Annotated in this window: 14 protein-coding genes; 11 read left to right on the forward strand and 3 right to left on the reverse strand. The window is 66.0% G+C overall.

Annotated features, from left to right (window positions below; all coding sequences use genetic code 11):
* From KF688_16570 to KF688_16600, 7 genes are all read left to right on the forward strand, one after another.
* Nucleotides 1-393: hypothetical protein (locus KF688_16570; GenBank protein ID MBX3427294.1), on the forward strand; the 393-nt coding region annotated here is incomplete at its 5' end.
* A 474-nt stretch (nucleotides 394-867) separates the two neighbouring features.
* The gene (locus tag KF688_16575; protein MBX3427295.1) at nucleotides 868-4374 is read left to right on the forward strand and encodes a hypothetical protein; all 3507 of its coding nucleotides are present in this window, start codon (nucleotides 868-870) and stop codon (nucleotides 4372-4374) included.
* A 197-nt stretch (nucleotides 4375-4571) separates the two neighbouring features.
* Nucleotides 4572-6662: a PEP-CTERM sorting domain-containing protein gene (locus KF688_16580; GenBank protein MBX3427296.1), complete on the forward strand. Its 2091-nt coding sequence runs from the start codon at nucleotides 4572-4574 to the stop codon at nucleotides 6660-6662.
* Nucleotides 6663-7010: 348 nt separating this feature from the next.
* A complete protein-coding gene (locus KF688_16585) occupies nucleotides 7011-9317 on the forward strand; it encodes a hypothetical protein (protein ID MBX3427297.1) in 2307 nt (768 codons plus the stop codon).
* Between the two features lie 114 nt (nucleotides 9318-9431).
* A complete protein-coding gene (locus tag KF688_16590) occupies nucleotides 9432-10070 on the forward strand; it encodes a hypothetical protein (GenBank protein MBX3427298.1) in 639 nt (212 codons plus the stop codon).
* 438 nt (nucleotides 10071-10508) lie between these two features.
* Entirely contained in the window at nucleotides 10509-11369 is an 861-nt protein-coding gene (locus KF688_16595; protein MBX3427299.1) for an HAD family hydrolase, read from the forward strand.
* 183 nt (nucleotides 11370-11552) lie between these two features.
* Nucleotides 11553-13979, forward strand: coding sequence for a PEP-CTERM sorting domain-containing protein (locus KF688_16600; protein MBX3427300.1), 2427 nt, complete (start codon nucleotides 11553-11555; stop codon nucleotides 13977-13979).
* 93 nt (nucleotides 13980-14072) lie between these two features.
* Here the strand turns inward: KF688_16600 and KF688_16605 are convergent, their stop codons facing one another.
* Complete coding sequence (locus tag KF688_16605) at nucleotides 14073-15074, reverse strand: N-acetylmuramoyl-L-alanine amidase (protein MBX3427301.1); 1002 nt, start codon at nucleotides 15072-15074, stop codon at nucleotides 14073-14075.
* 370 nt (nucleotides 15075-15444) lie between these two features.
* Here KF688_16605 and KF688_16610 point away from each other — a divergent pair, with 370 nt between their 5' ends.
* On the forward strand, nucleotides 15445-16251 hold the full coding sequence (locus KF688_16610; GenBank protein ID MBX3427302.1) for a glycosyltransferase family 2 protein: 807 nt from the start codon (nucleotides 15445-15447) through the stop codon (nucleotides 16249-16251).
* A gap of 76 nt (nucleotides 16252-16327) precedes the next feature.
* Here KF688_16610 and KF688_16615 read toward each other — a convergent pair whose 3' ends face one another.
* Complete coding sequence (locus KF688_16615; GenBank protein ID MBX3427303.1) at nucleotides 16328-17428, reverse strand: glycosyltransferase; 1101 nt, start codon at nucleotides 17426-17428, stop codon at nucleotides 16328-16330.
* A 38-nt stretch (nucleotides 17429-17466) separates the two neighbouring features.
* Nucleotides 17467-18714: a permease gene (locus KF688_16620; protein MBX3427304.1), complete on the reverse strand. Its 1248-nt coding sequence runs from the start codon at nucleotides 18712-18714 to the stop codon at nucleotides 17467-17469.
* Nucleotides 18715-19114: 400 nt separating this feature from the next.
* Between KF688_16620 and cobB the strand changes: the two genes are divergently transcribed.
* The 3 genes from cobB to KF688_16635 all read left to right on the forward strand — a co-directional run bounded on the left by cobB (nucleotide 19115) and on the right by KF688_16635 (nucleotide 21948).
* Nucleotides 19115-19843 carry an NAD-dependent protein deacylase gene (cobB, locus tag KF688_16625; protein MBX3427305.1) on the forward strand — a complete coding sequence of 243 codons (729 nt, stop codon included), beginning with the start codon at nucleotides 19115-19117 and terminating at the stop codon, nucleotides 19841-19843.
* Nucleotides 19844-20276: 433 nt separating this feature from the next.
* Nucleotides 20277-20993, forward strand: a complete 717-nt coding sequence (locus KF688_16630; protein ID MBX3427306.1) for a PEP-CTERM sorting domain-containing protein — start codon at nucleotides 20277-20279, stop codon at nucleotides 20991-20993.
* Nucleotides 20994-21039: 46 nt separating this feature from the next.
* Complete coding sequence (locus tag KF688_16635) at nucleotides 21040-21948, forward strand: PEP-CTERM sorting domain-containing protein (protein ID MBX3427307.1); 909 nt, start codon at nucleotides 21040-21042, stop codon at nucleotides 21946-21948.
* Nucleotides 21949-22098: the final 150 nt, after the last annotated feature.

Genomic DNA, 22098 nt, shown 5'->3' on the forward strand with positions numbered 1-22098 from the left:
GAGGACGTCGCCCTGGCCCGGCGACTCATTCCCAGTCCGCGCGTGTTTCGTCGCGAGGGGGGGTCGGGGCCCTACGCTCGGCTCCGTTACGGCGACGTGTGCTTGCGGGTCAAGCCGACGCTGTGGCAGGAGGTCGCCAGCGAGGGGCTCGAGATGGGAGATTGGGTCGAAGTGCTTTCGCGGATGCGGGCCAACGATCCGCGCACCGGGGTGGTCTGCGAGATCCACTGGGACGACCGCGCCCGGGGCCTGCGATATCAGGTTCGCGACAACGACCGCGCGATTCCCAACTGGTTTTCGGCCGAGGATTTGCGGCCGCTGGACCCCCCCAGCCCGCGCGAGTCGGTCCGGATCGAGCCGCAAGACGAGGCGGACGACGACTGGCTCGTGTGACCCCGCCAAGCGGGGCCCCGTTCCGAGGCGGCCTTGGGGGGTTCTCCCCGCGCCCGGTCGATTGCCAGCAGCCAGGTGAGAATTCATTGCTCTGGCGGCAACCCGTGCGTATATTGCGGGCTGTTTGCCTGCTGGGTCGGGGGGACGAGAGTCCTTCCCAGGGTTGCCTGAGTGCGCCCTGTTTCTGCACCGGAGGTTGGTCGGCGCGGGTGGTCTTTGCGCCGGGTCTGCGGCGATTGCGTGGCATTTGCGGTGCGGCGGACTGAGCCGTACGAACTGGCGGCGCTGCCGACCCGTTCCGGACGCGAACCGTCGCCGCGGGATGTTGCAAATCGGTTATTCGTGCGCTTGCCGGTTCGACGATCGTCGCGGCATGCCGTTCTCTTGAGTTTATAAGACTTCAGATTGCCCGCCACGCTTCCGCCGAGCGGGCCACTGGGATCGCCGGACAACTTCACCAGGATCAATACGACTATGAACGTTCGGACTCTGTTTCGCGGATCGCTGTCGGGGGCGACTTCGGCGGCGACATGGCGCTTTGCGGCAGCGATGTGGTGCCTTGCGGCGGCGACCGTCGGGGCGGCCCCGCGGACGTGGATCGGCGGCAACAACGACTGGATCGACGGAGGCAGCACGGCCAACTGGAGCCCGGCCGACGAACCGGACTCCGACGACGAGGCGATTTTCAACTCCTCCAACGCGGTCAACCTGGGATCGGACAACGTCGTCAACGGGTTGACGATGTCGGGGGGGATCGACTTGTCGACCAACGGATTCGATTTGACTGTCAACGGGCTCGTGCAACTTTCGGGCGTGAGCACGAATCTGTTCGTCGGCGGGGCCGGGTCGGATTTGAGCGCCCTCAACCTGTCGACCGGCGGCGGAGGGGGCGGAATCGTCGAATTGACGGGAGGAACGCTTCAGGTACTTGACCCGTCGTTGGCCGCAGTCGGCGTGCTGGGGATCAACTCAGGCGGGGCGCTCCAAGGCAATGGGATCGTCAACTTGGACGGTTCGCTCGTGACAACGACGGTCCTGAACAATAACGGGACGCTGACGGCGCTGTCGCGATCTTCGGGCATCCTCCTGCCCCCGCCGGTCGGCTCGCTTGTCATTAACGCCGGCAACGCCAACGCGCGGATTGATCTCGACGGCTCCGGCGAGTCGGGCGTCGTCAACGTCAACCGCAACCAGACGCTCACGATCAACGGCACGCTCTCCGACGCGTTCAACGGCACGATGAACATGTTCCAGAGCACGACGCTCAATATGGCGAACGCCTGGACGCTGGGCGCCGGAGGGCAGATCGTCGTCGACAACGGACTCGTGGGCGGGATCCCCGGCGTTCCTGCCGGGCCGTCGACGATTGCCGGCGGGACGCTGACGCAGACTGGCGGGACGATCTCCGTACTCGACACCGACGGCGTATTGAATCTCAACTCGAACTTCACGATGAACGGCGGCAGTTTGATCAATCACGGTCAGGTCCGCTTCAACGGCGCCGCGACGATCGCCGCCGGAGCCAACTTCAGCCTCGCTTCGCCTGGCGCCGGATTCACCGTCGGGCCGGACGCGTCGCTCGTGATCAATCAGGCGAATTTCGACTTGGACGGACCCAACGGCGGCGTCACCACGATTACCGTCGAAGCTCTCGGGCAGCTCGTCGTGAACTCAAACGACTACGATCTGGATATCGGCGCCAATGGTTTCGACGGCGTTGTCAATCTCAACAACGGCGACGCCACGGTCCAAACCGCCGACGCCCGCTTCGTGATGAACGGCGTGCTCAACATGCTCTCGAACATCGCGGGCCGCGTGACCGTCTGGAGCGGCCAGCCGATCGACATCGGCAACGATCTGATCGGCTCAGCACAACTCAACGTCACGGGCGATCGAACCTCGCGGTTCGGCAGCGCCGTGCGTTTTCGCTCCGACGCGGTCGTGAACGTCGCCGGGGGCGCGACTCTCGATTTTAACAACACGGTCACGTTCGAGCCCGTAGGGGTCTCCAGCACCGGACAATTCACCGGAGCGGGCAGAATGCAATTCAACGGCGCCGTCAACGTGAACGAGGCGACGACGCTCAACATGGTCGGCGGCACGGTCGACTTGGACGGCGTCGACAGTACGGGCGATCTGATTTCGGTCAATGCGGCCCTGACGATCAACGCGGCCACGATGGAAAGCTTCGGCCGCACCAACGTCGGCGGCGGAGTCAACGTGATTCACGTCGACGCCCTCTCGGCCGGCAGCACGGGAAGCTTGACGGTGAATCTCGATAGCCCCGGCGGCAAGTGGACGATCAATCCCCAGGGCACCCTCTCCCTCTCGAACACCAATTCGCTCGCCACGCTGCTGGCCGGATCCGATGTTGCGATGAACGGATCGCTCAACATCGTCGGCCAGGTCGGCACGGCCGCACGGATCGACATCGGCGGAACCGTCAACATCCTCACCGCGTTCCCCAATGGCGGACTGATGCTGCAGGGCGGTTCGTTGGCCAACCCCAACACGAGCGCTGGCGCCTTGATCAACGGACCAGGCGCGCTGCGGGCGTCAACCGGCCGCGCTTTGAAGGGCTTCGGTACGATCAACGCGCGGGTTGAGTTCGAGGGCACCGCGGAACTCATCGCCGACGGCGGTACGCTCAACGTTACCGGCGTCGTGGCCGACGTCGCCACGCTGCGCGTCAACTCCGGCGCCACGCTCAACCTGACCAACTCGATGTCGACCTCCGTTACTAACAACGGCATCGAGATCTCAGGAGGTACGTTGCAGGGGAGCACGATTACGGTCGCGTCAATCGCTCAGGGCATCCGCGGCACGGGTACGGTAACCAATCCGATCGTCAACAACGGCGCCCTCGAAGCCCAGGGAGGCACGCTGCTTGTCAACAATTTCTCGAACGATTGGGACGGCGGCACGAACGCCGGGCAGTTGCGGGCCTCGGGCGGAGGCACGCTGCACATTCAGGACAACGCCACGGTCGGTTTCGGGGGAACTCTCATTGCCGTGGAGAACAGCCGGGTTTTCTCCGACGGATTCGGACTCAACTACAGCAGCGGCTCGTCGCTGTTGCTCACGCAGGGGACGTACGAATCGACCAACAGTGTCGACATTGCCGGAACGGTCGTGATCGGGGCGGGCGCCCCGTCGACCGCCAAGGTGGCGCTCAACAGTTTTCTTGATATCGAACCGACGGCCACCGTCACTCTCAACGGCAATTTGCGGCTAGAGTCGAACAACGCCCGCATCAAGGCTGGCGCCACGTTTGGCGGTACGGGCGCGATCGTGGTCCCTGAAGGCCCTAATAACCTGGTTCTTGATCCCAACGCCAACGTGAACGTATTGGTCGACAACGCCGGTACGGTCTATCCCGGCGGCTTTTCGGGAGTCGGTCGCGTTGACCTGCGGGACTATCAGCAGCGCAGCACCGGACGACTTTTCGCCGAAATCGAAGGGACGGGTCTCAATCAGTTCGATCGCCTCGTGGTCGACGGCATTGCTCAACTCGACGGTTATCTCAACGTCGACATCGACGGCGGATTCGTCCCTGCCGTGGGCAACACGTTCAGCATCATCTCGGCTACGGGGGGAATCTCCGGGACGTTCAATCAGGTCGACATCCAGGGTTTTCCCTTGGGCTTGACCGTCAAGGTGAACTATCTGCCGACAATCGTGCAATTGGAGGTGGTGAACACGCCCTTGTTTTCCGCCGACTTCGACAAAGACGGCGACGTCGACGCCACCGACCTGACGATCTGGCGGAATGCCTACCATCTCAATCAGCTTGGCGACGCCACCGGCGACAACAAATCCGACGGCAGCGATTTCCTCGTCTGGCAGCGGCAGTTCGGCAGCAAGCCGGCCGTGCCGATTGCGGACGCGACGATCGCGGCCGTCCCCGAGCCGACCGCGGCGGGGCTAATTCTGGCGGGGGCCGGGTTGGCCGTTTTCGGCTGTGGGCGACGCCGCGCGTGACGAAACGGCCGCCGGTCGGCATCTTGGACTAGAAGGGCTCGCGCGATTCGCGGGCGACGGAGTCCGCAAGCAGAATGGACGCTGGAAGGTCGCACGTCCCGGATGCTTTGACGCAGGCTGTCGTTTAGGCTGCGTCATAGCACAAGGGCGAGGCGACGCGAACCGACCACGACCATCTTCTTAAAGGCTCTCGGATCATGAACCGTTTCCGCCGTCCGTCGCGCTCCGTCTCGATTTGGCTGTCCAGGGGAGTCGCGGTCGCCTTGTCGTGGCTGGGAGTCGGGGCGCAGCTCGCCGCGGCGGCGGTGACGACGGTCGGCGCCGTGCCGAACGCGCCTCCGGTCGGCGGCGGCGCCGTTGTGGGGGCGTTTACGATCGGCGACGGCGCGTTCGGCTCGGTCACGGTCAATGCCGGCACCGCGATCACCAGCACCGGCGGCGCGACCATCGGCAACAACCTGGCGGGCGTCGGCGTGGTGAGCCTGACTGGCTTTGGTTCCGACTGGACAATCACTGGCTCCGCGAGCGATCTGACCCTGGGCGACGAAGGGATGGGGCAAGTTACGATCGCCAACTCGGCGCGGCTCATCGTCCCCGACGACACGTTCATCGCCGCCCAGTCGACCAGCAGCGGCAAGCTCGTCGTCACTGGATTAGGAAGCCTGTACGACGGGGGCGATCAGGTCACCGTCGGCGTCGGCGGCGTGGGGATCGTCGAAGTGCTCAACGGCGGCGCCGGCGAGAGCGACGAGTTCTTCGTCGGCGGCGGCGCGACGGGGCAAGGGTTCGTCACGATCAACGGCGAATTGTCCCGCTGGACCGCCTCGACTGTCGCCATCGGCGACTCGGGACGGGGAAAGCTGGTTCTTTCGGACGGCGGACGACTGACGTCCACGGGTGTCGCCGGGCTCGGGTCGTCGGCCGGCAGCGTCGGCGAGGTTGAAATCTCCGGCGTCGGCAGTCAATGGACCAGCACCGGTTCTAGCGTCACGCTCGGCGCCAGCGGGACCGGCTCGCTGACGATTCGCAACGGCGGACGGGCGACGATCTCCTCGGCGATCACCGTCGCCTCGACCGCCGCGTCGGTCGGTTATCTCACGGTCGACGGCGACGGGTCGCGGCTCACAGTGGCCGGGGCGTTCTCAACCTCCCTCGGCGAAGCCTACGTCACGGTCTCCAACGGCGGGGTCGTCCGCTCGACGACTTTGTCGATTACTGCCGGCGGCCGCGTCACGCTGGCGGGGGGACGCTGGGAAGCCGCCTCAGCGTCCAACTCGGCCGTCATCGTCAGCGGTCTGTTCGAGGGTTCCGGCGTCGTCGACGCCCAGGGCGTCACCATCTCCGGCGGCGCAGCCCGCGGCCGCCTGCAGACCGCTGCGGGCGATCGCCTGCGACTGACTGGTTTGGCGGTGAACAACGGCTTGATCGACCTGGCCGGCGGCGAGTTGGACGTCGCCGGCACGCTAGTCAACGACAACCCCACCGCCGACATCGACGCCCGTAACGGCGCCGTGCTCCGCGTCGGCGGCGCGGGGCTCGTCAACAACAACGGCGGTCAGCTTTCCATCACCAGCGGCGTGGTCGACGTGTTCGGCGCCGTGACCAACAACACGGGCGCCGAAATCGCCGTCGTTGGCGGATCGACGGCCGTCTTTCACGACGCGGTGACCAACAACGGCACGATCTTCGTCTCCCCGGGGAGCGAGATCGTGACGCTCGAGAACCTCGGCTTCGTCCCCTCGTCGATCATGTCGATTCAACTGGCCCCGGTCGACGAGTTGAGCGACCCGACCGACGCCCACGGGCTGGTCAGCGTCGGCGGATCGACGACCCTCGCCGGCACGTTGGCGGTGTCGCTGGCCGGGTACGTCCCCCAGGCGGGGGACGTGTTTCCGATTCTGCGCGCCTCGCAGGGGGTCTCCGGCACGTTCGCCGTCGAGTCGCTGCCGACGCTGGGGGGCGGATTCGCGTTCGACGTGCAGTACACGTCCGACGCCGTGTTGTTGGCCGTCACGGGGGGCGGGTTCCTCGAGGCCGACTTCAACCAGGACGGATTTGTGAACGGCGCCGATCTGACGATTTGGAAAAACGCCTACGGTGCGGGCGCCCAAGGCGACGCCACCGGCGACGGCAAGAGCGACGGCGCCGACTTCCTCGTCTGGCAGCGGCAGTTCGGCAGCGCGCCGCCAGCCGCTCTCGCGGCGAAGGCCGCCGTGCCCGAACCGACTAGTCTCTTTCTCCTAACCCTAGCGGTGAGCGTGGCTTACGCGCGGCGGCAGATCTGTTGATCGCGGCGGGGCGATTTTATTCTTGCATCCGCGGCCGATTCTGACTCAAAATGCGGCCTCATCGTTTCCAGCGCGCGACTGTGGATCGGGCGTGTATTTCGATGACCCCATGCCCACGGAGTCAGCCCCATGTCTGGAGCCATCGGCGAGTCCGTCCGTGCTCTTCCGGCAATTCGCTTGCTGGCGTGCCTCTTTGCTATTGTGCTCGTGCCGCAAGCTCTCTGGGCAGCCACCGTGACTTGGGACGATGGTTTCAACCCAAATGCTCCTCCATCCGGAGACGGCATTAGCTGGGGCGACCGTTTCAACTGGGATACCGATACCGTACCGACCGGCGTCGACCACGTTGTGCTTACGACCGAATTGGTGAAGGTCCAGGACGGCAACACTGCGTTTGCCGCCACGCTTGATGCGGGTTCCACGAACCTGACGATCAACGGATCGCTCACCGTTTTTGGTTCCTTCGATAGCGACGTGACGATCGCCGTCGTGGGCGATGACGACAGCCCTGCTTCCGGCGCTTCGTTAAGCGTAGGGGAAGGCTCGACGCTGGGCGGGACCGGCGAAGTTCTGCTGCGGCGCACGGGAGGCATAGGCGTGGCGCACGCGGTCTTCGGTTCGACGGGCACAATTCCCGCTACCCATGGCCCCGAGCATACCATTCGCGGCGAAGGGTTGCTGAACGCGAATCTCGTCAATGAAGGCCTGATCCTGGCGGAAGATCAGGACGGCGCCGCGGGTTCGGTTCTCGTGATCGGAAATGCGATCCAGAATCACGGCGTCATCCGCACGTCGGCCTCCGGGACGATTCGCATCGCGGGAAGCATTACGCAAAGTGCCAGCGGCCGCATCGTCGCCGACGGCAATACCGTGCAGTATCAACTGGGGACCGTCTCGGGCGGCACGCTCGAGGCGGAGAACGGCGGCAGTTTTCTGTGGCCGGTCGACGGCACGATCCAAAACCTCACCAATAATGCACCGATTAACGTCGTCACGGGGGCGACGGGGATCGATCTGTTCGTCGCCGGCACGGGGCTCACCAACAACGGCGCCATCACGATCAACAGCAACAACATGAACGGTTCTTGCATCATCACGTTTCAAACGACTCAGACGTTGGATGGGAGCGGAGAGATCGTTCTCAATCGTTGGAACACGAGCGGTTCGCCCGGCGCCACGTTTTCGACGTCGGTGGGAGCGACAGTGACCCAAGCCGCCGGCCATACGATTCGCGGCGAGGGGCTATTGGCGAGCGCCCTGGTCAACAACGGACTCGTCGAGGCCATGGATGCTAACGGCGACGGCGAGGGACTGTTGCGAGTTGCCGCCAATTCCAACGGCAGCGCCAATGCCACGAATAACAATATCTTTCGGACGACCGGCAATGCCACGATCGACCTCAACAGCCGGCTCGACCAATCGGCCACGGGCCGCTTGATCGCCCGCGACGGGGGGGTGGTGCAATTTCGCAGCGCTACGCTTGTCGGGGGTTCCTTGGAGACCGAAGGGTCGGGCGCAGCCAAGATCGAAACAAGCACGGATTTCGAGAACGTCGCCAACAAGGGAACCTTAGAAATCCCTGGAGGAGGCTCAGAAAAAGTGCTTTCGGTTCGAGGAACCATGTTTGTCAACGACGGTCTTGTCAATGTGAACAGCACGGTCTCGGGTAATGCAAGAATTCGATTCACCTCATCGTTGGAATTGAGCGGGGGAGGCGAAATCGTCTTGAGTCGACCGATCGGCGCTTCCACCTTGACCATTGAATCAGGCGTCACCGTGACTCAGGCCGCGGGGCATACGATCCGAGGCAGGGGGCAGTTGCTGGGCGTCTCGGGCACGCTGATCAACAACGGCACGTTGGCTGGGACTTCAAGCACCGAGATGATGGACGTCAACGTCATCCTGACGGGCAGCGGGCTCTTGCGAGACGTCTTCATCGACGGCATTCACGCGCCGGGAAATCCCCAGACCGGCAATCCCACGGCCAGCGTCCCTGTGGAGGGGGAATACAATTTCGGCAACGGCCCCGGCATCAACAGCACCAACCGGCTGGTCATCGAGATCGGCGGCACAACGGCTGGCACGGAATACGATCAACTCGTTTCGACGGATCCCAGCAACAAGTTCACCATTCGCAATACGCAAACGGACCTTCAAGTCTCTCTAATCGATCTTGACAACGGCTATGTTCCGACGGCGGGGGAACGATTCACGATCATTGATTCCCCCAATCCGATCGTGGGCATGTTCCAGAACATTTCGTTGCCCGCGACTGGCTTGGGTCGCAAGTTGTCATGGCATCCGATCGACGTGAGCGACCCCACCAAGTTGGTTCTGGAATTGGCTGCAGTGAACTTTCTCGACGCCGACTTTAATGAAGACGGCGCCGTCGACGGCACTGACCTGGCTCTCTGGCAGGCGGGCTACGGCGTCAGCACCGGAGCGGCGAAGTTAGACGGCGACGCCACCGGCGACGGCAAGACCGACGGCGCCGACTTCCTCGTCTGGCAGCGGCAGTTCAGCGTCACGCCGCCCGCAAACCCCGCCGCGGCGAACGTCCCCGAGCCGGCGTCGCTGCTGCTGGCGCTGGCTGCCAACCTGGGCGTTGGCGCCGTTGCTAGCAGAGCCAATCGTCGGACGACCCTCGGCCGGTGACTTACGCGTCATTTCGCGGCTGTTGTGCGCCGATACTTCTCTGGTGCCTGCGCGAGTTCGCGACGAACTGCGTCGCTGCGCTGGTCGCGGGCGAAACAAGCCGGAGGAAGCGTCATGTATTGCACCGAATGCGGGACTGCCGTCGCCGGAAAGTTCTGCGGCCAGTGCGGCACGCGCGTCGCAGGCGGTGCGGCAGGCTCGACCGGCGCGACGGACGCAGCGATCGACTGGACGCAAACTTGCGACTATGAAACGCTCATCGCCCACCCCGCGGTGCGCGAGCGAGTGACTCGCTCTGCCGTGAACGTCGCCAAGCGGATGAGCGGCGAAGACTTTCTTGGCCTGTGCGAGAGCATGCTCGGCGGCTTCGTCCCGGGCGTCCCGCTGGGGGCCATCGCCAAGCTCACTCAGCCGCTGCACGTGAAGCTGGGATTCAAGACAGGCAAGACCCGTCGGATCGACGTCCCGCTGCCGATCGGCGTGGCGATCGTCGAGTCGCTCTGCTGGCTGGCTCGCAGCGGCCGCAATTTGACGGGAGTGCGGCAACTGGCCGACGGCTGCGTGCTCGACGCCGAGCTCCCTTCCGACATGTTCGCGTTCGCCGGGACGTTGACGTTGACGATCGTGCGAACGCCGACCGGGGCGAGCGTCGAGGGGGTCACGGCGATCCCCGGCCAATGGTACGACTGGGGGAAGAGCGATCGCTGTCTCGACGATCTCGTTTCGACGCTCGGTCGACGCGCTGCCGCGTGATTTCTGAGAGCTGCCGAGTCTCGCACTGCTTGCTGCGACGCCGAGGACCTGCCGGGATCGGTCGCCGCTCGCGCCCGCTGCCTGTTTCTTAGGCGCCCTGCCGGCCGTCATGCGGGGGATCGCCGGCGCCAGCACCTGCAGCGGCTGAAATCTCGCCCCGCCCAGCGCCCGGGCGATTGCCGCGGTTGCGTCGAGGACCGCCGCGTCGCCGTGCGTTCGGCGCATCACGTTGCGTTTTTTGGCATGGCGGTTGCGTACTCTCGCTGCGTCGGACGAATCCGACTCGCGACGTCGCCCGGCGAGAGCCCGACGTTCGCGGCCCGCCATTGCTGTGCTGCCTACGGCGCCCTGTCGCCGTATCTGAAAATCTTGGCCGCTTGCGGTCGTGCGCCCTTGCGCGCGATCGCAGGCCGCCGTCACCCGCAAGTTGAGTTTGTGATGCCGATTGGAACCAAGAAGGGCTTTCTCATTGACATGGACGGCGTGATCTATCGCGGCAGCGAGCTGATCCCCGGCGCCGATCGTTATATTGAGAGTCTGCTGACCGCGCGAATCCCGTTTCTGTTTCTCACGAACAACAGCCAGCGCACGCGCCGCGACGTGGCGACCAAGCTGGTTCGCATGGGGGTGCCGGTCGAGCCGCGGCACATCTTCACCTGTGCGATGGCCACGGCGCGGTTCCTGGCGAGCCAGAAGCCGCGCGGCACGGCGTTCGTCATCGGCGAAGGGGGCTTGCTGAACGCGCTGCACGACAACGGCTATGCGATCGTCGACAAGTCGCCCGATTACGTCGTGGTGGGCGAGGGGCGGACGCTGTCGTTCGAGATGGTCGAGCAGGCGGTGCAGTTGGTGATCGACGGGGCGAAGCTGATCGCGACGAATCTCGACCCCAATTGTCCCACTCCCGGCGGCACGCGACCCGGGTGCGGGGCGATCGTCAAGCTTATCGAGGAGGCGACCGGCATTCGCGCCTTCAGCGTCGGCAAGCCGAGCCCCGTGATGATGCGCCAAGCTCGCAAGGAGCTCGGCATGGCCACCAGCGAGACGATCATGGTCGGCGACACCATGGAGACCGACATCGTCGGCGGCGTGCAGATGGGCTACCGCACGATCCTGGTTCTCTCGGGGGGCACCTGCCGCGCGGACCTCGTGAAGTACGCCTATCAGCCCGACGTGGTGCTTGACTCGGTCGCCGACCTCGACGCCGACGGGGGCCTGCTGCACGAAATCCTCCCCACGATGAACCGCGAGGACGACACCCCCCACGACCTGCGCGAATGGGCGCGGATGCACGCGTGAGACCTGTTTCCGTATAAGAGCGTTCCGTAACGCGCCTGTTTCTCTCCGTCGGGCTGTTGCAGCCCGCGTTTTCTTACGCTTCGAGTGCCTGTGACCCGCGGCGCGTGCCGGGGTCGGGTTCGGCGGTTCGGGCTTGCCTTGCCACGGCAAGTCGATCGACCGCCCTTAGGCGAAGCGAGAATGATGAGAACCAGTTTTCGAGGCGGATGGTTGTTTGGCGCGTCGGCGGCCCTGATGGTCGTCGGCTTGATGCTGCAGGGCGGAGTCGCGCGGGCCGCGGTCGTTACGCTCGCCCTCACCGGCGACGCGGCGCCGGGGGGCGGGCAGTATTTCGATTTTTCCCTGGTCAAGCTTAACGACGCGGGGCAAGTGGGGTTCAACGCGATCACCAACGCCAATTTCATCGACCACGGGGTGTTTCGCGCCCAGGCCGGCGGGCCGACGACGCTTGTCGCTCGCTCGGGGCAATCGTCCGGAAGCGGGGCGATCGGCTCGGTCACTTTCATCGACATCAACAACCACGGGCAGGTCGTCATGCAGGCCGAGTTGTTCGCTACGCCGGGGGGCGGAAACGACAATCGGGCGATTTACCTGGGTTCCGGCGGGCCGCTGCAGCAGGTTGCGCGCAAGGGCCACGCCTTCGCGGTTCCCGACGTCGCGGTCGGGTTGGTCAATCACCAGTTGACCTCGATCGACGATCTGTCGTTCTTCGAAGGGCGGGTCCTCAACGACGCAGGGCAAGTCGCGTTCACGGGCAGCTACAGGGCCGAGCAGCCGATCATCAACGGCACGACGACGGTCTATCGCATTGCGGGACTGCGGGCCAACGCGGGGGGGACGATCAGCGTCGCCAGCGAGGTCGGTTCAGCGGCGCCGACTGCAGGCGGAGGAACCGCGGGGACGATCGGGCCTTACGTCGGTCCGCCGCCCATCAATCACAACACGGCCCTGGTCAACGCCGCCGGGCACACGCTGTTTCGAGCAGGGATCGCCGGGACGGGCGACGAGGGGTTGTTCTGGTCGAACACGTCGTCCGTGCCGGGGCAGAATCGGCGTCGAGCCGTCGCTCGGGACGGCCAGACGCTGCTCCCCGGCGCTCCCGGGACGATGAAGCTGGTCATCGGCACGCCGCCGTTCATCGGGCGCATGGGGGTCGACATGAACGACGCCGGCGAGGTCGCTTTCCTCGCGCTGTTGAATCCAGGGAGCCCGGGCAACTTGCCCGACCTGGGGGTGTATCGGTGGTCGCCGACCGCCGCGGCTCAGGCCGGGGCCCACGGGTTGACGGAGATCGCCCGCAAGGGGACCCCCGCCCCGGGGGGCGACGGCGTGCTCGACTACCTGTTTTTCGCCGACGTGCAGCTCAACAATCGCGGGCAAGCCGTGTTTCAATCGTCGCTGAAGAACTCCAGCTTCGGTCCCGAGGACTACGGCGTCTTCCGCGGCGACGGAGACGAATTGACGACGATTGCCCGGATGGGGACGCCGACACCCGACGGGGCGTTGTTTCTGGGGCTCCCCGGAGCCTCGACGCTGGCGAGCGACATTTCGATCAACGACTCGGGGCAAGTCGCCTTCACCGCACCGTTGCGGAACGCCAACGGCGATTTCGTCGGCCACGGGATCTACATCTCCGACGGCGTTGAAATCGTCGAGGCGACTCGCACGGGACAAGCCCTCGGCAGCAGCGTCGTCGACTTCTTTGCCGTGATGAGCGAGCGCGGGATCAACCGCCACGGACAGGTCGCGTTCAACGCCAGCTTGGAGAACGGTCGCAACGGCGTCTTTCTGTTCACGCAGGAAGACGTCCGCTGGCGGTTCGACGTCGGAGGAGCGTGGGACGACAATCGCAATTGGACCCTGAGCACGACTCCTGCGAATTTGCATCGTATCACGATTGCGCCGGCCGCCGCGGCGACGATCCTCGGGCCCGCCGCGAATACGACCGTTCGCTCGCTCGCGCTGGGCGACGCCGGTCCCCATGAACACGTTCTTGCGTTGCAGTCGGGGGTGACGCTGACGGCGCTCGAGGGGATCGCGCTGGGGGCTTCGTCCGTGCTCGACTTCGCGGCCGATTCCGCCGGGACGACGGGCAAGCTCGCGACCTGGGGCGCGCTGACGCTTGGCGGCACGCTGCGGCTCTCGCTGCCCGAGGGGATTCACCCGTACGGCGGGCAGGCGTTCGACTTGTTCGACGCGACCTCGACGACCGGCGCGTTCGCCGCGATGGAACTCCCGGAACTGGCCGACGGGCTGATCTGGTCGACCTCGCAGCTTGTCAGCCAGGGACGCCTGTTCGTCACGGTCGAAGGAGATTTTGACGGCGATCGCGACGTCGACGCCGAGGATCTGACCGTCTGGCAGGAATACTACGGCCGCCGAAACCTATCGCCGGGACAAACCGGTCCCGACGCGGGGAAGGTGCTCGACGGCGGCGATTTCCTGGGATGGCAGCGCCGGTACATCACAGCGGAGCCCCCGTCGTCCTTCGTCCCGGTCGCGGGGCCCGTGCCCGAGCCGGCGAGTTGGGCCCTCGCCGGCGCGGCTCTCGCGGCGACGTTCGCCTGGCGAGCCAAGCGTCGGTTCGATCCCATGAGCGGACTGCGTTAGCCGCCGGTGCAGCTCGCAACGGGGATCGAAACAGTACGTCCCCGTCGTTCGCCTTTGGGCGGCGACGGGGACGACTTGCAGCGCGACCGGCCGCTATCGCATCAACCGTTTGGCGCCGTTGATGACTTTGTCCCAGTCGAACGCCGGGCCCGGGTCGGTTTTGTTCGTCTGGACGTGGTAGTGGCCCAGCACGCCTCCGTAGGCGTTGAGCATGTCGTCCGGCAGTTTGTGCGGAATCGGTTTGCCGCGCTCGTCGAGCGGTTGTTCGCACTTGATCTTGGGGAACACCTTGCACAGCGTCGCGGTGAGTTTGATCAGCGAGTCGTATTGTTCGGGCGTCAGGTCGTATTGCGACAGCTCCTGTCCCTGGATCGTCCCGGCGACGATCTGCTTGCGGGCCGGGCGGCCGACGAAGTTCGGGGTGCGGATGCCGTGGTCGGCCAGCGGCGGGCGGATGAACACCCCGCCGTCGGCATGCGGCATGTACCACCGGGCGAGCTGGGCGTCGTCTCCCCGCGGGTAGGCGCCGATGTTGGCGATCTCGATCCCCACCGAGCGGGTGTTCGACGTGGTCGCATGCCATGCCCGCTCCTTGAGATCAAGCGTCTGGTAGATCGTGCCGTCGATGTCGAGCATGAAGTGGACGCTCAGACACCGATTGTCGTGAAGCACTTTGAAGCACGTACGGCTCACCCCGCAGACGTCGTAGTGCATGACGAACTGGTCGACGACCTCGCGCAGGGAATCGAGATCCCATCCCCCGCCGCGGAACTTCTCGATCTGCTCGGGAGACAGGGCGCCGAGCCGCAGGCCGTAGCGGTTGGGGGTGTCGAGATTGGCGTCGGCGACGCTGCTGCGCCAGTCGGACCGATCGAAGGGGCTGAACCGCCGTTCGACGCGGTAGGCGTCGTACCCCCCCGGGTCCATCCACAAGACGACCGGCGCCGTGGTGTGGAAGAACTGGCCGCAGACGACGATTTCGTCCCCCTGGCGAGGGGCGTGCTGGCCGACCTTGGCGGCGGGAGCGGGCGTCGCGCCGATCGCGAGGGGCACGAGCAGAACGGCGCATTGCAGAAGGAAGCGACGAGAAGACATGGAAAACACCTGCCAGTGGGCGAGCCGCGAAGATCCGGCAGTTTCGCCGGAAACGGCTCTTCGCGGACTTGTCTCTCCGAGACCGGGGATGAATGGGATGATGGCGCCCGGCGCGACCGATCTCAACCGTTTCCCAAGCCAGATCGCCCATTCTGCGCGACATCGCGAACCGGTTACGCAAGAAAGATTGCTGGCGCCGGCGGGCAAGGACGCGCTGCGGGGTCGCCAGCCCGAGGGCGGAAGGGACTCGCGATACGGCGCGAGATGGCTTAGCCATCCCGGTCCGCGAAGGGATTGGGAATTCGCTGTGCTTGCTGCCCGGGAAAGACTGGAATTGGCCGAGATACGGCCAGTCGCTACTCTTTGGCCCATGTCCGCCAAGCTGACCGTTCTGATTCCCGCGAAGAACGAGCTCGCCAATTTGCCGGCGTGCCTCGACGCTGCGCGGCAGGTCGCCGACGAGTTGCTCGTGGCCGACTCGGGGTCGACGGACGGATCGCTCGAGTACCTGCGCGGCCGCGGCGATTGCCGGGTGATTGAGCGCGAGTATCGCACCTCGGGCGACTTCAAGAACTGGGCGATTCCCCAGGCCGCGCACGAGTGGGTGCTGTTGGTCGACGCCGACGAACGAATTACCTCCGAGTTGGCCGCGGAGGTGCGCGAGCTTTTGAGCCGCGGGCCGGAGCGCGACGGGTACTGGGTCGCCCGCACCAATCACCTGATGGGGCGCCCGGTGCGGCACACCTGTTGGGGTCGCGATCGCGTGTTGCGGTTCTTTCGCCGCGATCTCGGCCGCTATGACGGCCCCAGCGATCACGGCGAGGTCGAGATCAGCACCGGCCGCGTCGGCGCGCTCGCCGGGCGGCTCGATCACTACACGCTCTGGTCGTGGGGCGATTGGCTCCGCAAGCTCGATCGTTACTCGCTCGTGCAGGCCGAACAGTGGCTTGCCGCGGGGCGCAAGCCGAGCTACCGCCGGTTGCTCTTGCAGCCGCCGCTGCGGTTCCTGCGCGACTACGTCCTCCATCGCGGTTTCCTCGACGGGGCCGTCGGGCTGCAGGTCGCCTGGTCGAGCGCGTTCTACAGCTTTATGAAACAGGCCCGGCTGTGGGAGTTGCACTCAGGGAAGAAGCACAGCGAGTTTGAGTCGAGCCGCGAATCGCGCCGCGCCGCATAGGCGGCGCGACTGGTTCTCTTCCGCCGCGCGCGATTGCGCGCGGTCCGGCGAGGTTGTCGACAGACGTCGCGTTTCGTCATCCTCGTCGGCCCAGCAGCGATTCATACAGTGCGAGCGTGCGCGCGATCATCGTCGCGGCGGTGAATTCCTGCTCGGCGCGGGACCTGCCCAGCGCGGCGCGGCGGCGGCGCTCCGCCGCGTCGGACAGTGCGGCGCTCAGGCCGCGCGCGAGCGCCCTCGGGTCGCGCGCCGCGACGAGCCAGCCGCACTCGACGCCCGCGTCGTCGCGGAGCATTTCGGGGATTCCCCCCGCGTCGGCGCCGACGACCGGTCGCTCGGCGAACATCGCGTCGAGCACGCTCGTGCCGAGCCCCTCTTCCGGCGAGGCGAGTACGAACAGGTCGCATGCCTGCACGAGATCGGGGACGTCGGTGCGGTAGCCCAGAAAGCGAATCGAGTCGGCGACGCCCAGCGCCCTCGCTTGCGACTCGAGATCGCTTCGCAGCGGTCCGTCGCCGGCCAGGGCGAGCACCGCTGCGGGAAAGGCGGCCCGCACCGTCGGCCACGCATCGAGCAAGTAGCGATGCCCCTTGTACGCGGACAACTGGGCGACGCACAGCACCAGCGGCGCGTCGTTCGCCAGCCCGAGCGCCGCCCGGCCTTGCGCCGCATCGCCGGTCGTCATGCGCGCGGGGTCGACGCCGTCGTGGACGACCGTCAGCAACTCGGCCGCCAATCGGCCGGCGACGCACAGCTCGGCGATGGCGTGCGAGACGCAGGCGATCCGGTCGCAGCGACGGTACTTGCCCGGGGAGCGAATGGGAAACAGCACCCGTCGCGAAGCGATGCGCACCGGTCCGCCCCGGTCGACGCGCGGCAAACCCCAGCACGCGACGTTGGTCAGCGACACGGCGTGCGGGTCGTTGGCGTGGATGACGTCGGGACGAAAGTCCCGGGCCGCCCGACGGAGCCGAATCGCGCCGCGAGGGTCCCGCACGCGGTCGGGCAACTCGACGATCGGCAGCCCCGCGCGGCGCATGCGGGGCGCGAACTTGCCGCACCCGCGGGCCGCGACCAGGCACTCGTGCCCCGCGCTGCGCGCCCCCTCGACGAGCAGCCGCAACTGTTCTTCCCCCCCATGCCAGCCGCGCTCGGTGGAAACGTAGAAGAGCTTCACCAGAAATCCCGTATCAATCGAGCCGGCTCGCCGGCCTCTTACCGCGTTTCAAATCCCGTCGCCGCAATGATCTCGGCGGCGCGCTCGCGGGAGATCGTCCCCTGCACGGTCGCCTGTTGCGGTTGAAGCGTGACGCGAACATGCTCGACGCCCGGTTCGGCGGCCAGCGCCGACGCAACGCGGTCGACGCACGAGTTGCAGTGCATGCCCGCGACGTCGATTTGCATCGTCGGCGCACCGGCGTCGAGGGGCCGGCTCAACCCGCGGGCGGCCGCCAGCCGGCGCGCGTCTTTCCAAGCAAATCGACCGAACAACGCCGCCAGCGCGACGGCCGCGACCGTCGCCCACCAGGAGTCCCCGTGATGGTGATGGCCGGCGTGAGTCCCGGCGCCGGCGAGCAGCCACTCGAACGTCAGCCCGAACGCAATGCTCCCCGCGATGATCACGGTCAGGTAGACCGCCAGCGCGCGGCGGCCGAGCGTCTTGCCCACGGCGCCGATCGTGGCCACGTTCGTCGCGGGACCGGCCATCAGAAACACCAGGGCCGCCCCGGTGGGCAATCCGCCGGCCACAAGCGCCGTGGCGATCGGCACGCTGGCCGTCGCACAGACGTACATCGGCAGCGACACCGCCAGGGCCGCCAGCATCGCCAGCACCCCGCCGTAGCGGCCGAGCCCGGCGAGGGACCCTTCCGGCACGAGGACGGCAATCGCCGCCGAGACAAGAACCCCGAAGGCCAGCCAGCGCCAAACCGACTCGAGGATCATCATTGCGTGATCCCAAAACGCCCGCCAACTTCGTCGCCAAGGGGACGGCGGGGCGTCGACGATCGGCATCAGCGGCGCTGCAGGCGTCGAGCCGGGCCTCGCGTCGCGCGCCTTCGGGGGGGGCTGCCGACCGTTGGCGATCCACCCGCCGATGATCCCCGTCGTCAGCGCGGCCAGCACCTTGAACAGGGCGAAGGGCCAGCCGAGGAACGACGCGGTGACGAGCACCGAATCGACCCCCGTCTGCGGCGTCGCGATGAGAAACCCGACCACGGCGCCGTCGCTGGCGCCGTCTTTCTTCATGCCGAGCCCGACGGGGATCACGCCGCAGGAGCACAACGGCAGCGGGACGCCCAAGAAGACGGCCTTGGCCGCCCCGCCCCGTCCCTGCAGATGCCGACGGACGAAGTCGGCCGGCAACAGGACGTGCAGCGCCCCGGCCGCCGCGGCGCCCAGAAAGAGCCACGGCGCCAGTTCCAGCAGCGTGGCCCAGACGGATTGGATGTACGCAGCGAGCATGGAGTTATTCTAACCCGTTGGCTTGAGGGGCGTAGGGCCAAGGGGAGGGAGCGAAGGCAAAGCGCCGGCTTGACTGGCAGGCTGTTGAACCAGGGGACTGGCTCGCGGGCCTATGCTCTGCTTTCTTGCAATTGACAATCCCTGAGCGCGCCTGTCCCCTTTTTCAATTGCGTCAAAGCGTTGGACATGCAGGCGGACGACGTCGAGGAGATCCGGTCCCGGGGGTTGCCATGTCCCGAGGAGGATCGGATTGACGCGATCGTCCCGCTCGACCGTCAATCGTCGATTCAGCATTGTCCGAAGGTCTTTGTCGAAGCCGATTCTCCTGCAATGGCTCGCTTCAGTCGTGCCGAGCAGGATCGAATCCGATTCACAGCGTTCATTCTATCCGACAAGGCGAATGTCAGACGACTTCAAACCTGACGCTTCGATCGTCGTCCTCACCGGCGCCGGGGTCTCTGTGGAATCGGGGCTCCCCTCATTTCGCGGAGCCGACGGGCTGTGGGAAGGGCATCGCCTCGAGGAGGTCGCGACCCCGGAGGCCTTCGCCCGGCAACCGCAGTTGGTGCAGCGGTTCTATAACGAGCGACGGCGGAATCTGCTCGCCGCGAACGTGGCGCCCAACGCGGCCCATTGTGCGCTGGCCGAACTTGAGCGCCGTTGGCCCGGCGAGTTTTTGTTGGTTACGCAGAACATCGATGACTTGCATCAGCGGGCCGGTTCGCAGCGACTGGTTCCCATGCACGGCGAACTGCTGAAGGTTCGCTGCACGGCATGTGGTGCGCTGCACGAGTGGCGCGACGACGTCGCTGCGGAGTCCGCGTGCCGGTCGTGCCGACGCGCCGATCGCTTGCGGCCGCACGTCGTGTGGTTCGGCGAAATGCCGCTGGAACTGGATCGCATCTACGCGGCCCTTGAGAGCGCCGATTTGTTCGTTTCGATCGGAACGTCGGGGCACGTTTACCCCGCGGCGGGGTTTGTCGCCGCCGCGCGACAGTCGGCGGGCGCTTGGACGATCGAGCTCAACGTCGAGCCGAGCGCCGTGGCGACTGACTTCCATGAGCGGCGCCTCGGTCCGGCTAGCGAGACGGTTCCGCAGCTTGTCGCCGAGTTGCTCGCAGTGCGCTGAGGTCGCGGCGGCAACGCTGCGGCAACGGGCGATGGTCTTGGCGTCGAACGTCCATGCAGATGATGGACATTTGGCGCTCGTGCCCTGGGTTGGTCATTTCACGGGACAGGAGTGAAAACGCTTGCAATCCCTGTTTCTTCGTGTAGAACGAGATCAAGTTCAGCGTCAATTCGGCGCTCAACCCCGGGGGGCGAGGTCATTGCGCCGACCCGCTCCGTACGCTTGGCGTCTAGCGCCGTGTCGGCGCTAGACGCCTGCTCTTTTCGCTTTGTCGTTCGATGGCCGCACCCTCAGGCGGGTCGTGCTCGTTCCTTGTCCGTGAATGGTTTCGTTCTCGTCTTGGTTGTTTCGCTGTGCACGATTCGGGCGAGGTCCCGGCGGCGCGGCGATTGTTGTTTCTTCTGTGCGACGTGCTCTTGAAAGGACCGATCTCATGAAAAAGCTCATCTGTGCCGTCTTGGGGACCTGCTTGGTCGCCGCGACTCACGCCTCAGCCGCGACGCTGTTGTTCGACTTCGGCTCCGCGACCACCCCTACCGGCGGCAACTACAATAACATCGATCCCTCGCAGCAGCCGATCCTCAACGCCATCGACTCAAGCGGCGCCCCCACTGGCATCGGCCTGACCAGCAGCGGCTTCAATGAACTGGGCCCGAACACGAACGGCACTCTGGCCCCCGGCGGCGCCGCGGCGATCTTCGACGCGCAGGCGACTCGCGACAACCTGTTCGGTCATTCGACCAACTTCAACGCCCCCTCGCCGCGCCCGCAGGGCTTGTTGAATCTCACCGGGCTCGACGGCTCGGGCGCCACTGCGTATTCATTCACGTTCTTCGGGTCCAGGCTCGGCGTCTCGGACAACCGCGAAACGGCGTATGCCGTCACGGGCGCCAACGCCAGCACGGTCTATCTGGACTCCTCGAACAACGTGAACAACGTGGCCGTCGCCTCGGGAATCGTCCCCACGGCCGGCGGCACGGTGTCGATCACGGTCGGCGCCGGTCCGAACAACACCAACACCGACAGCTTCTTCTACTACCTCGGCGCGATGCAGATCGAGTCGACGCGCGTTCCCGAGCCGGCTTCGATCGCGTTGGGCGTCGTCGGCTTGGCGGGCGTCGCGGTGCGTCGGCGTCTGCGGGTCTCGTAGTCGGTTTCTCCTTTCACGTCACTCGTGCTTGCAGGGAGTACCCGCAATGAGACTTCACATGCGCCGCTGGCGAGCAGTCGCCAGCTTGACTTGCGTCCTCGCGCTGGCGCTCGGCGACTGTTGTCGGGCGGCGGATCCGAAGGACATCCTGTGGTACGGCAACAGCTTTACCAACGCCACTTGCTGCGGCAGCAGCGTCTCGGTCCCGGTGACGCTGGGGGCCCTGGCCGTCGCCGCGGGGCATCCGGCGCCGCGAAATCGCAACGCGGCGGTCAACGGTCAGTCGCTTCAGTTCCATCTCACGTCGAACACGGGCGTCATCACGACCGGCATCGTGGCCGGCGAGCAGTGGGAGCACGTCGTCCTGCAGGACTTCTCGACGATTCCGACCCACATCGGCAACATGGCGCAGCACTTGTCGAGTTCGCTGGGGCTGTATCAGGCCGTGGCGGCTCACAGCCCCGGGGTCCAGGCGGTCATGTACGAGACCTGGGCCCGCGGGTACGGCAACGGGTTCTACACGGGCGGTTCGCCCGCGTTTCCCGGCGGCCCCGCGCAAATGCAACAGGAGCTGCGCGACGGCTATCAGGCGTCGACCGCCAACATCCAGTCGGTCGGCGGACCTCAAGCGGCCCGGTTGGCCGCGGCGGGGGACGCGTGGGAATTGGCCAACTGGCCCGCCAATTTCTACGGCGACGGCGACTACCACGCCAGCAATCGCGGCACGTTGCTCAACGCCCTGGTGCTGTACACGGCGATCTACGACGACCCGACGACCAGCGACATCAACCTCAGCACGATTCTGACTCCGCTGGGGCTGACGGCGGCCGACGGGGTGTTCCTCACCGGCTTGGCCGATACGATCGCCGCCCGGCAGATTCCGGAACCGACGACGCTCGCTCTGGCGGTTCTCGGTGCGCTGGGGGCGGCGTGGCGAGCCCGCCGCCGGGCGTGATCGGGTCGACAAAGCTCCCGACCGGTCGGCGCGCGTCGCCGGCCGGTCGCGGAGCCGCGGTCGGTCTCGTGCCATGACCGGATTGTGCAACTGCGATCACGCCGTGTTGGTTTTCTTGGAATCGAGCCCCGGGCTGCGTTCCTTGTTTCC

It is taken from the genome of Pirellulales bacterium (assembly GCA_019636345.1).
Lineage (GTDB): Bacteria > Planctomycetota > Planctomycetia > Pirellulales > Lacipirellulaceae.